Raw genomic sequence first — 13,378 nt, forward strand, 5'->3', positions numbered from 1 at the left:
CGCCCGCCCCATCCGTACCGTCCGGTCCTATGGACGTACTGGTCTGATTGACAATTCCGCAGGGCGGGAAGACGCCAGAGCGTGACGCGACGCATCCAACGCATCGAGGACTACGCCCTCATCGGCGACCTCCAGACCGCCGCCCTGGTCGGCCGGGACGGTTCCATCGACTGGCTCTGCCTGCCCCGCTTCGACTCGGCGGCCTGTTTCGCGGCGCTGCTCGGCGACGACGACAACGGCCACTGGCGGATCGCCCCGGCGGGCGCCGGGGACTGCACGCGCCGCGCCTACCTCGACGACTCACTCGTCCTGGAGTCCGTCTGGGAGACCCGCACCGGCACGGTGCGCGTCCTCGACTTCATGCCCCAGCGCGACACCGCCCCCGACGTCGTACGGATCGTCGAGGGCGTCAGCGGGAGCGTCGAGATGAGCTCCGTGCTGCGGGTGCGCTTCGACTACGGCCGGGTGGTGCCCTGGGTGCGCCGCGCCGACGGCCACCGGGTCATGGTCGCCGGACCCGACTCGGTCTGGCTGCGCACCGACCCCGCGGTCAAGACCTGGGGCCAGCAGATGAGCACCCGCTCGTCGTTCACCGTGGGCCCCGGCGAGCAGGTCGCGATGGTGCTGACCTGGCACCCCTCGCACGAGCCCCGGCCGTCGATAATCGACCCGTTCGAGGCGCTGGAGCAGAGCCTGGCGGACTGGCGCGAATGGGCCGACAGGTGCCGCTGCACCGGCCCCTACCGGGACGCCGTCGTCCGCTCCCTCATCACCCTCAAGGCCCTCACGTTCGCGCCGACCGGCGGCATCGTCGCCGCCCCCACCACCTCGCTGCCGGAGGAGATCGGGGGCGTGCGCAACTGGGACTACCGCTACTGCTGGCTGCGCGACTCGACGCTGACACTGGGCGCGCTGGTCTCGGCCGGCTACCTCGACGAGGCGGCGGCCTGGCGCGACTGGCTGCTGCGGGCGGTCGCGGGCGACCCCGCCGACCTCCAGATCATGTACGGCCTCGGTGGCGAGCGGCGCCTGCCGGAGACCGAACTGCCGTGGCTGCGCGGCCACTTGGGCTCCACCCCGGTGCGGATCGGCAACGCCGCCGTCAAACAGCTCCAGCTCGATGTGTACGGGGAGGTCATCGACTCCCTCCATCTGGCCCGTACCGCGGGCATGGCCGCCAAGCCGCACACCTGGAACGTCGAACTCAGCCTGCTCGGCTTCCTGGAGGCCCGCTGGCGCGAGCCGGACGAGGGGCTGTGGGAGGTGCGCGGCGAGCGCCGCCACTTCGTGCACTCCAAGGTGATGGCGTGGGTCGCCGCCGACCGCGCGGTGCGGGCCCTGGAGTCCGACCCGTCGCGGCGCGGCGACGCGGAGCGCTGGCGGCGGATGCGGGACGAGGTGCACCGGGAGGTGTGCGAGAAGGGGTTCGACGCCGAGCGCAACACCTTCACCCAGTCGTACGGGTCCGCGGAGCTGGACGCGGCGACCCTGCTCATCCCCCGGGTCGGGTTCCTGCCGGGCGACGACCCGCGGGTGGTCGGGACGGTGGACGCGGTGCGCGCCGAGCTCGGCCACGACGGCTTCGTACGCCGCTACAGCACCGAGGGCGTCACGGTGGACGGCCTGCCGGGCGACGAGGGCACGTTCCTGGTCTGCTCGTTCTGGCTGGCCGACGCGCTGCGGCTGACCGGCCGCGAGAAGGAGGCGCGGGAGCTGTTCGACCGCCTCCTCGCGCTCCGCAACGACGTCGGGCTGCTCGCCGAGGAGTACGACCCGGTGGCCGGCCGGCAGCTCGGCAACTTCCCGCAGGCGTTCAGCCACATCGGACTGGTGGCCACGGCGATGGGGCTGGAGGCAGGATAGGCGCATGGATCTTGGACTGAAGGACCGCGTCTACGTCGTCACCGGCGCCTCCCGGGGCCTCGGCCTCGCCTCGGCGCGGGCACTGACGGCCGACGGCGCGAAGGCGGTACTGAGCGGCCGCGACGAGAAGGCGGTGGCGGCCGCGGCCGAGGAGCTGGGGCCGAACGCGCTGGGCGTGGCCGTCGACAACAGCGACCCCGACGCCGCCGCCCGGCTGATCGCCACCGCCCGCGAGCGGTTCGGCCGCTTCGACGGCGTGCTCATCAGCGTGGGCGGCCCGCCGCCCGGCTTCGTCGCCGACAACACCGACGAGCAGTGGCGCTCGGCCTTCGAGTCGGTGTTCCTGGGTGCGGTACGGATGGCGCGCACGGCGGCGGAGGAGCTGGACGAGGGCGGCGTGATCGGCTTCGTCCTGTCGGGCTCGGTCCACGAGCCGATCCCCGGCCTGACCGTCTCCAACGGCCTGCGCCCGGGCCTGGCGGGCTTCGCCAAGTCCCTGGCGGACGAGCTGGGCCCGCGCGGCATCCGGGTGGTCGGCCTGCTCCCGTCCCGCATCGACACCGACCGCGTCCGCGACCTGGACGCCCTCTCCGGCGACGCGGAGGCCGCGCGCACGGCCAACGAGGCCCAGATCCCGCTGCGCCGCTACGGCACGCCGGAGGAGTTCGGCCGCACGGCCGCGTTCCTGCTCTCGCCGGCGGCTTCGTATCTGACGGGCCTGATGCTGCCGGTGGACGGCGGGGCACGGCACGGCTTCTGAGCCGACGTCATACGCCGGGGGGCTCGGCGGCGGGGCCCCCGTGGTCATGTGCCGGGGGCCCCGGCGGCGGGCCCCCGTGGTCATGCGCCGGAGGCCTCGACGACGGGGCCCTGTGCCCCGGTGTCAGCTCACCCGCCGGGCCCGGTGCTTGACTGCGCGCAGCCGGACCTCGGCGGGGAGTGCGGCCAGGCCCGCCGAGTCGCGGGCGTGGGCCAGGGCCTCCGAGGTGAGGCGGGAGAGGGCTTCGGCGGGGGCCGCGTGCGGCTCCAGGAGGAGGGCGACGCGGGCCGCCGGGGTGGTGCGGCGGCCGTGCAGGGTCACCTGGGCGCGGGCCACGCCCGGCAGCGCCTCCGCCTCGCCCGCCAGGACCGTCTCCATGGCGCGGCCGCGCAGCAGCGCGCCCTCGCCGTCGCCCGAGTCCACCAGGACCTCGGCCAGCCGCGCCCGGCGCAGCTGGGCGAACAGCCACCACAGGGTGAGCAGGACGAGTACGGCGAGCACCGCGATGACCGTCGGCCACCACCAGCCGTGGTGGTGCCAGCGCTCCCGGCGGGCCCGCTCCAGCAGGGCGTCGTCGCTGTCCTCCCAGGGCCACCACGACGGCACCGACAGGCCCGCCCCGGCCGCGAGGACCGCGCCGCCCGCCGCCACCAGGACCAGCCCGGCGAGGCCGATCAGCACCCGGTTCACCGTCCTGAGCATGGGTCACCTCTTCCTGGCGGCACGGCCCACATGCACGGAGAGCCCGGGCTGTCCGGCGAGCCCGAGCTCCTTGATGCCCGCGCCCAGCGCGGCGTCCAGATCGGCCCGTACGTCGTCGAGCTCGCGGAAGTGCGAGACGGCCCGTACGGCGACCTTGGCGCGGCCCATCCTGACCCGCACCGACTGCACGCCCGGGACCTCCATCGCCCGGTCCCGCAGCACCAGCGCGGCGGCCGAGCGGTCGAGCCCGGCGCGCACGGTGGCCGAGGCGCGCCGCATCGGCAGCACGTCCCGCAGCCCCGGCGTCACCGCGAGCACGATCAGCCAGATCCCGAGGGCCACCGCGACGCCCGCGCCGGTGAGCACCGCCACGTCGTCCACGGTGTGCCGGGCCGCCCAGTCGGCGAGCCTGCGGCGCCAGGCCATCGCGGGGCGGTCGGCCCGTACGGCCGCGATGTCGTACAGCAGGGGCCCGGACACGGCCAGGACGACGAGGGCGACCAGCACGGCGGGCACCCGCCGCACCGACCAGAAGCGATGGGCCCGGCCGCCCTCGTCCTCGGCGAGGACGGGCACGGGGTCGTAGGCGGCGGACGACCGCGACTGGTCGAGCCCGCCTTCGGGGTCCGGGGCGGCGCCCTTCTCCATGACGACGGGCAGAGGCCGGGTGCCGTTCCCGCCGTTGGACGCTTCCGGCTCGCTTGGCCCGTTCATGCGATCCTCCCCCGGTCCGCCGTACCGGTGTGCGCCGAGTGCAGACGCTCGATCTGCACCGCCACCTCGGGCACCTCCATGCCCGCCAACGCCCTTACCCGCTCGGCGACTCGCCGACGCACGGCGCCGCACTGGGCCCCGAGATCGGAGGGGTAGCCGAGCTCCAGGCTGACCCGCACCCGGGCCACGTCCTGGTGCACCGTGACCGCCGCGTGGGGCGCGGTGCCGCCCTCTGGGGGCGCACCCACCGCCTCGCGCGCCGCCTGCGCCGCGATCTTCGCGACGACCCGGTCGGCGATACGGGTCGCTCCGCGCTCGGCGGGCGGGATACGGCGGGGGGCGGCGGCCGGGCCGGGGTCCACGGGGCCGGGCGCGGTGGAGCCGGGCCCGATGGGGCCGCGTCCGCCTTCACCGGACCCGGACCCGGACTCGGCCCCGGGCGCCGCCGACACCGTCATGAGAACACCGTCATGACTCGGCGTCACCGCCGCCGGTCGCCGCGGTCGCGGTCCCGGGGACGGAAGAAGTCACCGGGTTCGAGATCGCCCTCCAGGAACCTGCCCACCACGAATCCGATCGCGCCGAGCGCCGCAACCAGCAGGAACGCCCCGAAGCCGCCGAAGTATCCGGCGAAGCCGAGCGCCATGCCGGCCACCATGCCGATCACCGCCATGCTCATCCTGAGCTCCTCAGTCGCTCCTCAGTCGGGGGCCGGGGCCTCACTGGAGCCGGTGCTCCGGCTCTTCCTCTTCCTCATCGGGAAGTTTCACGTCACTGACCGCGATGTTGACCTCGACGACCTCGAGTCCCGTCATGCGCTCCACGGCCGCGATCACGTTCTCCCGTACGGCACGGGCCACGTCCGCGATCGCCACGCCGTAGTCGACGACGATCTCCAGGTCGAGGGCCGTCTGGACCTCGCCCACCTCGGCCTTCACCCCGCGCGCCACGGCGGCTTTGCTGCCGCCGGGTACCCGGTCGCGCACCGCGCCGAACGTACGGGACAGTCCGCTGCCCATCGCGTGGACACCGACGACCTCGCGGGCCGCGAGCCCCGCGATCTTCTCCACCACGCCGTCGGCGATGGTGGTACGGCCGCGCGCGCCCGGGTCGCCGCCGCCGCGTCTGGCGGTGGAGGTCTTTCTGGTCCCGCCCTCGGGTGTGTCCTTGCCGCCCAGGCCGGTCGGTTCGGGGCGGCTGCGTTCCGTGGTGTCGCTCATGGCGTTCATCCCTTTCGGCTTCCCCTTCCCCTCAGCTGCTCACACTAAGTGCGGTTGCCCCGTCCCGCGCCCCGGATGCGGCAGGCTGGAGCAATGACGGCTGACGTGTGGAGCACGGAGGTACGGCGCCGACTGGCCCTGGGCAGGCTGCTGCCGCTCGGGGAGGCGGAGGACGGCGCATGGGTGACGGAGCGGGCGGCGGGGGCGGTGCTGCGGGCGGCGTGCGCGTCCGTGCAGGGCCTCGCCGTGACGTCCCTGCGGCTCGCGCTCGCGGATCCGGCGGCGGCCGGGGTCCCGGCCGTTCCGCCGCCGCCGAGTGGGCTGCCGCCGGGGGATGTGGGGGCGGTGGTGGAGGTGGCGGTGTGGGGGTCGGGGCGGCCGCGGGCGGATGAGGTGCGGGGGGCGATGCTGGCGGCGTCCTCCGCGCGCCTGGGCCTGCGCCTGACCCGTGTCGACATCCGGGTGACAACGCTGCTGGACGCCCCCGCTCCGCCCACTCCCCCGCCGCCCCCACCCGGGGCACGCCCCGGGCCCCCGCTCGCCGTGCCCGGTGTGGCGTTCCTGACGGCGGAGCTGGGGGTTCTGCCGGGGTGTGTGGAGGTGGGGGTGTCGGCGGGGTATCGGGTGGTGGAGGTGGTGCGGGGGGTTCGGGGGGTGGTGGGGGGTGGGGTGGCTGTGCTGGTGACGTGGGTGGGGTGAGTTTCGTTCCCCACCCCGCCCCTTCCCGGCTGTGACATGTGCGGCTCCGCCGCGTGGCCTCTGGCGGGCGGCCGGGTTCGTAGGCTGCGGGCCGGTGGGTGGCTGGTGGCGCAGTTCCCCGCGCCCCTGGATGCGCCCCTGCGGGCCGCCCTGGGGATTGCCGCGCAGCGGCATCTTCAGGGGCGTGGGGAACTGCGCCACCAGCCATCTACGGTCCGCAGACGAAAGAAGCGGGGTGCAGGGGCCGCAGGCCCCGCGAACGGGGTCCGGGGGCGCAGCCCCCGGGAGACGGGCCTCCACCCCCACCCACCCCCGGAGGGTTAAGGGAACGGGCGGGGTGGGGGAAAATCAGTCCGCCAAGCCCGCCAGGTCACGGAGGCGCCGCGCCTGCGCCCCCCGCTCCGCAACCCGCTGCTCCTCGTACGACCGCCCAGACGCCCCCCGCAACAGCGCCTTCGTCTCGATCACCGCATCCCGCGGCGCGGCCAGCAGCGCCGCGGCCAAGTCCCGTACAGCAGCGTCCAGTTCAGACCCCGGCACCGCCAGGTTCGCGAGCCCGATCCGCTCCGACTCCTCCGCCCCGACGAAGCGGCCGGTCGCGCAGATCTCCAGGGCGCGGGCGTAGCCCACCAGGCTCACCAGGGGGTGGGTGCCCGTGAGGTCCGGCACCAGGCCCAGGCTGGTCTCGCGCATGGCGAACTGCACGTCGTCCGCGACGACGCGCAGGTCACAGGCGAGCGCGAGCTGGAAGCCCGCACCGATCGCGTGCCCCTGGACCGCCGCGATCGACACGATGTCGTTGCGACGCCACCAGGTGAACGCCGACTGGTACTCGGCGATGACCTCGTCCAGCTCCGCGTCGGAGCCGCGCGCGAGGTCGATGAACGACGGCTCGCCGTCGAAGCCCTCGGGAGTGAAGGCCTGACGGTCGAGCCCGGCGGAGAAGGACTTGCCTTCTCCCCGCAGCACAACGACCCGGACGGTGCCGGGCAGTTCCTGACCGACGGACGCCAACGCCCGCCACAGAGCGGGAGACTGGGCGTTGCGCTTGTCCGGATTGGTCAGGGTCACCGTGGCGACTGCGTCGTCGACGGTGAGCCGGACGCCGTCCTTGTCGAGTACGGGGTCGGGCGAAGCCATGGGGCGCCTCCGGGTCGGGTGCGGTCAAAAATAAGTGACTGCACAGTAACCACCCGGCCGACGATCCGGCCGACCGGGTGGCAACCCGACCCGGCGAGCCCATGGACCCGCCCGGCCCCGGTCAGGCCGAGGCGGTCTTCTTGCCGCGTGTCGCTCCGCCGCGTCCGCGCAGAACCACCCCGGACTCGCTGAGCATCCGGTGGACGAATCCGTAGGAGCGGCCGGTCTCTTCGGCCAACGCCCGGATGCTCGCACCGGAGTCGTACTTCTTCTTCAGGTCTGCCGCGAGCTTGTCGCGCGCGGCGCCGGTAACCCGGCTGCCCTTCTTCAGAGTCTCGGCCACCCGTGCCTCCTCATGGGAAGTGCGCTCTGGACTTCTCATGATCACCCCTCCCGGGCTTCCTGGCCACCCATTCGGCAAGGTCCGTGCAACCGGGTTTCCGCGCAGCGCGGGGCGAGACAGGGCCGGAATCAAAAATTCCGCACGGCCGCGGAATCACCCCGGACCTCGGCGCGGCAAGAACGCGCTGGTCAGGGGTGTGTTCGGGGTCACACACCGGAATCAGCCCGTCCCGTACCCACCGGATCTTGATCCCGTGCATGACACGCCGGGGTACGAGACGCACTCACTCAGATTGAGGATCACACGTAAGCCGAATGATCCATATGGAGTGGATCAGTCGCACCGGGTCAGGCGAGGGCGACCAGATCCGCGTAGTCGGGACCCCACAGGTCCTCGACCCCGTCGGGCAGGAGAATGATGCGCTCGGGCTGCAGAGCCTCGACCGCGCCCTCGTCGTGCGTCACTAGAACGACCGCGCCCTTGTACGTGCGCAGCGCGCCCAGGATCTCCTCGCGGCTGGCCGGGTCGAGGTTGTTGGTCGGCTCGTCGAGCAACAGGACGTTGGCGGACGAGACCACCAGCGTGGCCAGCGCCAGCCGGGTCTTCTCGCCGCCGGAGAGCACACCCGCCGGCTTGTCCACGTCGTCGCCGGAGAACAGGAACGAGCCCAGCGTCTTGCGGACCTCGACCAGGTCCAGGTCGGGCGCCGAGGAGCGCATGTTCTCCAGGACCGTGCGGTCCGGGTCGAGCGTCTCGTGCTCCTGGGCGTAGTAGCCGAGCTTGAGGCCGTGGCCCGGGGTGACCTCGCCGGTGTCCGCCTTCTCGGCGCCGGCGAGCAGCCGCAGCAGGGTCGTCTTGCCGGCACCGTTCAGACCGAGGATGACGACCCGGGAGCCCTTGTCGATGGCCAGGTCGACGTCGGTGAAGATCTCCAGGGAGCCGTACGACTTGGACAGGCCCTCGGCGGTCAGCGGGGTCTTGCCGCAGGGCGCCGGGTCCGGGAAGCGCAGCTTGGCGACCTTGTCGGAGACCCGTACCGCCTCCAGGCCGGAGAGCAGCCGCTCGGCGCGCTTGGCCATGTTCTGCGCGGCCACCGTCTTGGTCGCCTTGGCGCGCATCTTGTCGGCCTGCGAGTTGAGGGCCGCGGCCTTCTTCTCGGCGTTCTGGCGCTCGCGCTTGCGGCGCTTCTCGTCGGCCTCGCGCTGCTGCTGGTAGAGCTTCCAGCCCATGTTGTAGACGTCGATCTGGGAGCGGTTGGCGTCCAGGTAGAACACCTTGTTGACGACCGTCTCGACCAGGTCCACATCGTGGGAGATCACGATGAAGCCGCCCCGGTACGACTTGAGGTAGTCGCGCAGCCAGACGATGGAGTCGGCGTCGAGGTGGTTGGTCGGCTCGTCGAGGAGCAGGGTGTCGGCGTCCGAGAAGAGGATGCGGGCGAGCTCGACGCGGCGGCGCTGACCGCCGGAGAGGGTGTGCAGCGGCTGGCCGAGCACCCGGTCGGGCAGACCGAGCGCGGCCGCGATGGTGGCGGCCTCGGCCTCGGCGGCGTACCCGCCCCTGGTGAGGAACTCCGTCTCCAGGCGCTCGTACTTCTTCATCGCCTTCTCGCGGGTGGCGCCCTTGCCGTTCGCCATCCGCTCCTCGTTCTCGCGCATCTTGCGCAGCACCTCGTCGAGGCCGCGCGCGGAGAGCACGCGGTCGCGCGCGAGGACGTCGAGGTCGCCGGTCCGGGGGTCCTGCGGCAGATAGCCGACCTCGCCGGAGCGGGTGATGGTGCCGGCGGCCGGGATGCCCTCGCCGGCCAGGCACTTGGTGAGGGTGGTCTTGCCGGCGCCGTTGCGGCCGACGAGACCGATGCGGTCGCCCTTGGCGACTCGGAAGGACGCGTTCTCGATGAGGATGCGGGCGCCGGCGCGCAGCTCGATGCCGGTGGCGGTGATCACGGAAATACTCCAGGGCGGTATGGACGGCGGGATGGACGGAGGTCGCGGAGCGTCGACGCCGTCTAATGCACAAGGAGAATTGCCATGGGCCAATTCTAGCGGGGGTGTGCAACTGCTTTTACGTGCGGTGATCTCTTACGGAGAGGTGGTCACCCGGGTACGGAGAGATCGTCCTCCGCGTACGGAGAGGCCGTCCTCCGGGTACGCAGAGGTGGCCCCCGGTCGCGGCGGGGCGCGGCGTCACACGCCCCGGGCGTCGCCCACGCGCGCGGGGAGCTCGTTGCCGAGCGGTGTGCGGCCGGGGGCGATCCGTCCGAGGGTGTCCACCGCCACCAGCTCCTGGGTCCACGCGTCCCGGTCCCGGCAGGGCTGGGCGACGATCAGGACGCCCGCCACGCGCGCGACGCGGCCCGGGTCAAAGGCGCACTCCCGCCGGGCGGGCAGCGTCCAGCGCAGATCGCCGTCGGCGGTGCGGTACGCGGCGATGCGCTCGGGGGTGACGACGGCGAGCATCCCGGCCGGGGCCAGCTGCTGGAGGACGCCCGCGGCCCGGCCGGGGCGCCCGGCGAGCCAGCCCGCGAGGCCCGGCACGGCCCGGTGCCAGCGGACCGCGTCGACCGAGAGCACGCGCGCGGTGTCGGTGACCATGCCGTCGCTCCACAGGGCGAAGGCGTGCCCCGGCGCGGTGCGCACGGCGAGCGGACGGCGCCCGTCGCGGCGGTAGGTCCAGCTGCGCGCCCCGCTCCTCGGGTCGTACGCCTCGACGGCCGCGCCCCGCACCCGTACCGCCGGGCGGCCCGGGGCGGTGGCGGCCAGCGAGGTGAGGCGGTCGCCGTAGGGGGCGGGCCGGGCGTGCCGGCCCGCGGTGACCAGCGGGAGGGCCAGTACGGCGGCGACGGCGGCCAGCGCGAGACGGTTCCGGTCCATGAGGCGCCGAGCGTATCGGCCACCGTGTCGAAACGGGCGCAACGCAATGAACTGTTCGATACTCTAGGTGATATCGGGTGACGGAGGGTGCTGAGCCCATGCAGTTCGACGACGACGCCGATCTGGACACGTCCGAAGTCAAGGACATGCGGGGCAGCCGGGTCCCCGGCGGCAGGGCCACCATCGGCGGCGGCGTCGTCGGGCTGATCGCGCTGGTGCTCGGCCTGCTGTTCGGGGTCGGGCCCGAGCAACTGGGGCTGTCCTCCGGCGACTCCGCCCCGGCGACCTCGGTGTCGGCCCAGGGGCAGGTGCAGGCGAGCTGCCGCAAGGGGCGGGACGCCAACACCAAGGAGGACTGCCGGATCCTCGCGGTGGTCAACAGCGTGCAGGACTACTGGTCGCAGGAGTTCCCCCGCCGCGGCGGCCGCTATACGCCCGCGCAGACGGTCTTCTTCACCGGCCGGGTCGCGACCGCCTGCGGCACGGCGACCTCGGCGGTCGGCCCGTTCTACTGCCCGGGTGACCGGCAGGTCTATCTGGACCTCGGCTTCTTCGACGACCTGCGCACCAAGTTCGGCTCCACCGGCGGCCCGTTCGCCCAGGCGTACGTGGTGGCGCACGAGTACGGGCACCACATCCAGAACCTGATGGGCACCCTCGCCCGGTCCCAGGACGGGCAGCAGGGCGCGAACAGCAACGCCGTGAAGGTCGAGCTGCAGGCCGACTGCTACGCCGGGGTGTGGGCGCACCACGCCACGACGACCCCGGACCCGAAGACCGGCAGGCCGCTGCTGACCCGGCTGACCGACCAGGACATCAAGGACGGCCTGGACGCGGCGGCGGCCGTGGGCGACGACCGGATCCAGGAGAAGTTCCAGGGCCGGGTGACCCCCGAGTCCTGGACGCACGGCTCGGCGCAGCAGCGCCAGCAGTGGTTCCACACCGGCTTCACCACCGGCGACATGGGCCGCTGCAACACCTTCGCGCGCTGAGCCCGCGAGTCCGCCCGCGCACCCGGCCCCGGTCGAAGGGGCGTTGTCAGTGGCCGGTGCAAGACTGAGATCCAGGTCACATGAAGGCACGGTGGCGTGAGCGACGGGAGTGCGTGATGAGTGTGTATCCGACGATTCTGTACACGGACGCGAAGGCGGCGATCAGTCTCCTGAAGGACGCGTTCGGCTTCACGGAGACGAGTGTGTACGAGGACGCGGACGGCCTGGTGCTGCACGCCGAACTGTCCAGCGGCACCGGCATGGTGATGCTCGGTTCCAAGGGCCGGGGCGGCGTCTTCGCCGACGCCATGCACGACGCGGGCCCGGTCGGTGTCTATGTGGTGGTGGACGACGTGGACGCGCACCACAAACGGGCGGTGGAGCACGGCGCGGAGATCCTGATGGAGCCCACCGACCAGGACTACGGGTCGCGCGACTACATGGCGCGCGACGCCGAGGGCAACGTGTGGAGCTTCGGTACGTACGCCCCCGGCGCGGGCTGACCCCCGTCACACCCCGCCGGTGTGGACCTGGAAGGCCGCGCGGCGCACTGCCTTGGCCAGCGCCGGGTCCGGGTGGGCGGCGGCGAGGGCGACCAGGACCTGGACGGTGCGGGGGTGGCCGACTGCCCTGACCTCGTCGAGCAGGGCGGGCACGGTGCCCTGCACGGCCGAGTCGAGATGGCGCACCATCAGCTCGACCTCGCCGTGGTCGGCGACGGCCGCGGCGGTGTCGACCCAGAGCCAGGTGGACTCCTCGCGGGTGAGGACGGCGGTGGCGTCCTCGGGGTCGGTCCCCTCGTGCTCGGCGAGCCAGAGCAGGGCGTAGGGGCGCAGGAAGATCTCGTCGGTGGCGGCGCGCACCTCGGGCTCGGCGGGCGCGCCGACGACCCGGAGCGCCTCGAAGGCGAGCCCGCGCACCAGGGCGTCCTCGCCCCGGGCCGCGTCGAGCAGCTCGGTCACCGCGCTGCCGACGGGCCGGGCGGCGAGCCAGGCGCGGTACTCGGCGCGGGCCGGGCCGGGGGTGAGCCGGGCGCAGCCGCGCAGCATGTCCTCGGCGGACTGCTCGATGTTGCCGGCCGGGCTCTGCGCGGCGACGCAGATCTGCTCCAGCTTGACCCACACCGCCCAGCTGCCGAGCGGGGTGAGGGTGGCCGAGCCCTCGCCGAGGGTGAGCGCGCCGACGGCGGCGAGCCCGGCGAGGACCCAGTCGAGAAGGAGGGAGAGGAAGGCGAGGGAGGCGGGGCGGTCCCCGCCGGTGCCGTCCGCGTCGGTGCCGTACGGGACTTCGCAGCGCTCGTCGCGCAGTTCGGCGACGCGCTGGCCGAGCAGGTCGAGCAGGGCCGGTACGAGGACGGGGCCGGCCGAGAGCTGGAGGAGGGAGAGCACCTGGGGAACGGCTTCGACGACCTCGGCCACGGCGGCGGGCGCGATGGCGGCCGGGGCGGGGTGGACGATCGACCAGGCGTCGAAGAGGGCGACCCAGCCGCGCAGCACCGCGGCGTCGTCGCGGTCCCAGGCGCGCAGCCGCCAGCCGGGGCGCGCGGTGCCGCCGTGCAGTTCGACGAGTCCGGCGAGCCGGGCCCGGTCCCAGCCTTCCCGCACCTGGGCGGGTGTCAGCCCAAGGGTGGCGGCGGCCAGTTCGGCGGCGGCGCCCGACAGGGTGCCCGTCGCGGCGGGGCGGGGCGCGTTGCCCCGGGCGCGCTCGGCGTCGGCCCAGCGGGCGACGCGTACGGCGTCGGCGAGGACCGCTCTGGCCTGGCGGGCCAGTTCGGCGGCGGCCGGGGTGCCCTCGGGCGGCCGGGACCCCGCCCGGGAGCGGCGGTCGCTCACGGCCCGGCGGGCGCTGGCGAGCGGTCGGGCATCCTTCGCGTGCGGTGCGCGGACAAGCCGCAGTCTGGAGTCTCGCGGCAACTTCTCTTCAGGCTTCCGGGACGTCACGGATGCAGTCTTCCCGCTGACGGGCAGAAAGCCCAAACGGAATGGGTCAGGTCCGGCTCCCGGACGGGCCGGGCGCGGCCGGGGTCCCGGGCTGTCCCCCGGGGCGGCGTGGTCCGTTGACGGGCCGATTGC

Annotated in this window: 15 protein-coding genes; 5 read left to right on the plus strand and 10 right to left on the minus strand. The window is 73.6% G+C overall.

The genetic code is table 11. The annotated features are described in order from the left end of the window. Positions 1–81 precede the first annotated feature (81 nt). Positions 82–1,863, plus strand: a complete 1,782-nt coding sequence (locus tag BX283_RS12515; RefSeq protein ID WP_257582659.1) for a glycoside hydrolase family 15 protein — start codon at positions 82–84, stop codon at positions 1,861–1,863. Positions 1,864–1,867: 4 nt separating this feature from the next. Next, a complete protein-coding gene (locus BX283_RS12520) occupies positions 1,868–2,623 on the plus strand; it encodes an SDR family oxidoreductase (RefSeq protein WP_101387694.1) in 756 nt (251 codons plus the stop codon). Between the two features lie 123 nt (positions 2,624–2,746). Here the strand turns inward: BX283_RS12520 and amaP are convergent, their stop codons facing one another. Genes amaP through BX283_RS12545 form a run of 5 tightly spaced genes read right to left on the minus strand, consistent with a single transcriptional unit; the run spans position 2,747 to position 5,259 of the window. After that, complete coding sequence (amaP, locus tag BX283_RS12525; RefSeq protein WP_101387695.1) at positions 2,747–3,325, minus strand: alkaline shock response membrane anchor protein AmaP; 579 nt, start codon at positions 3,323–3,325, stop codon at positions 2,747–2,749. A gap of 3 nt (positions 3,326–3,328) precedes the next feature. Beyond that, positions 3,329–4,039 carry a DUF6286 domain-containing protein gene (locus BX283_RS12530; protein ID WP_101387696.1) on the minus strand — a complete coding sequence of 237 codons (711 nt, stop codon included), beginning with the start codon at positions 4,037–4,039 and terminating at the stop codon, positions 3,329–3,331. Beyond that, positions 4,036–4,497: a hypothetical protein gene (locus tag BX283_RS12535; protein ID WP_373979166.1), complete on the minus strand. Its 462-nt coding sequence runs from the start codon at positions 4,495–4,497 to the stop codon at positions 4,036–4,038. Before BX283_RS12535 ends, BX283_RS12530 begins: the two co-directional genes overlap by 4 nt. Positions 4,498–4,520: 23 nt before the next feature. Then, positions 4,521–4,718, minus strand: a complete 198-nt coding sequence (locus tag BX283_RS12540; protein WP_101387697.1) for a hypothetical protein — start codon at positions 4,716–4,718, stop codon at positions 4,521–4,523. 40 nt (positions 4,719–4,758) lie between these two features. Continuing rightward, positions 4,759–5,259 (minus strand): Asp23/Gls24 family envelope stress response protein, encoded by a 501-nt coding sequence (locus BX283_RS12545; protein ID WP_101392304.1) that lies wholly within the window; start codon positions 5,257–5,259, stop codon positions 4,759–4,761. A 93-nt stretch (positions 5,260–5,352) separates the two neighbouring features. On the opposite strand from BX283_RS12545, the gene BX283_RS40580 reads away from it, so the two are divergent. Then, positions 5,353–5,958, plus strand: coding sequence for a nucleopolyhedrovirus P10 family protein (locus BX283_RS40580; RefSeq protein WP_180357142.1), 606 nt, complete (start codon positions 5,353–5,355; stop codon positions 5,956–5,958). Positions 5,959–6,306: 348 nt separating this feature from the next. Here the strand turns inward: BX283_RS40580 and BX283_RS12555 are convergent, their stop codons facing one another. From BX283_RS12555 to BX283_RS12570, 4 genes are all read right to left on the minus strand, one after another. Further along, positions 6,307–7,098 (minus strand): enoyl-CoA hydratase/isomerase family protein, encoded by a 792-nt coding sequence (locus BX283_RS12555; RefSeq protein ID WP_101387698.1) that lies wholly within the window; start codon positions 7,096–7,098, stop codon positions 6,307–6,309. Positions 7,099–7,219: 121 nt separating this feature from the next. Continuing rightward, entirely contained in the window at positions 7,220–7,441 is a 222-nt protein-coding gene (locus BX283_RS12560) for a helix-turn-helix domain-containing protein (RefSeq protein WP_067157635.1), read from the minus strand. Positions 7,442–7,788: 347 nt separating this feature from the next. Continuing rightward, the gene (locus BX283_RS12565; protein ID WP_101387699.1) at positions 7,789–9,387 is read right to left on the minus strand and encodes an ABC-F family ATP-binding cassette domain-containing protein; all 1,599 of its coding nucleotides are present in this window, start codon (positions 9,385–9,387) and stop codon (positions 7,789–7,791) included. Positions 9,388–9,627: 240 nt separating this feature from the next. After that, complete coding sequence (locus tag BX283_RS12570; RefSeq protein ID WP_101387700.1) at positions 9,628–10,314, minus strand: hypothetical protein; 687 nt, start codon at positions 10,312–10,314, stop codon at positions 9,628–9,630. A gap of 98 nt (positions 10,315–10,412) precedes the next feature. Here BX283_RS12570 and BX283_RS12575 point away from each other — a divergent pair, with 98 nt between their 5' ends. Together BX283_RS12575 and BX283_RS12580 are read left to right on the plus strand one after the other, a co-directional pair. Beyond that, positions 10,413–11,306: a neutral zinc metallopeptidase gene (locus tag BX283_RS12575; RefSeq protein ID WP_101387701.1), complete on the plus strand. Its 894-nt coding sequence runs from the start codon at positions 10,413–10,415 to the stop codon at positions 11,304–11,306. A gap of 116 nt (positions 11,307–11,422) precedes the next feature. Next, on the plus strand, positions 11,423–11,809 hold the full coding sequence (locus BX283_RS12580; RefSeq protein ID WP_257582667.1) for a VOC family protein: 387 nt from the start codon (positions 11,423–11,425) through the stop codon (positions 11,807–11,809). Positions 11,810–11,815: 6 nt separating this feature from the next. Here BX283_RS12580 and BX283_RS12585 read toward each other — a convergent pair whose 3' ends face one another. Continuing rightward, positions 11,816–13,138 carry a hypothetical protein gene (locus BX283_RS12585; RefSeq protein ID WP_101387703.1) on the minus strand — a complete coding sequence of 441 codons (1,323 nt, stop codon included), beginning with the start codon at positions 13,136–13,138 and terminating at the stop codon, positions 11,816–11,818. Between the last annotated feature and the right edge of the window lie 240 nt (positions 13,139–13,378).

The sequence above is a fragment of the Streptomyces sp. TLI_146 genome (assembly GCF_002846415.1).
Taxonomy (GTDB): Bacteria; Actinomycetota; Actinomycetes; order Streptomycetales; family Streptomycetaceae; genus Streptomyces.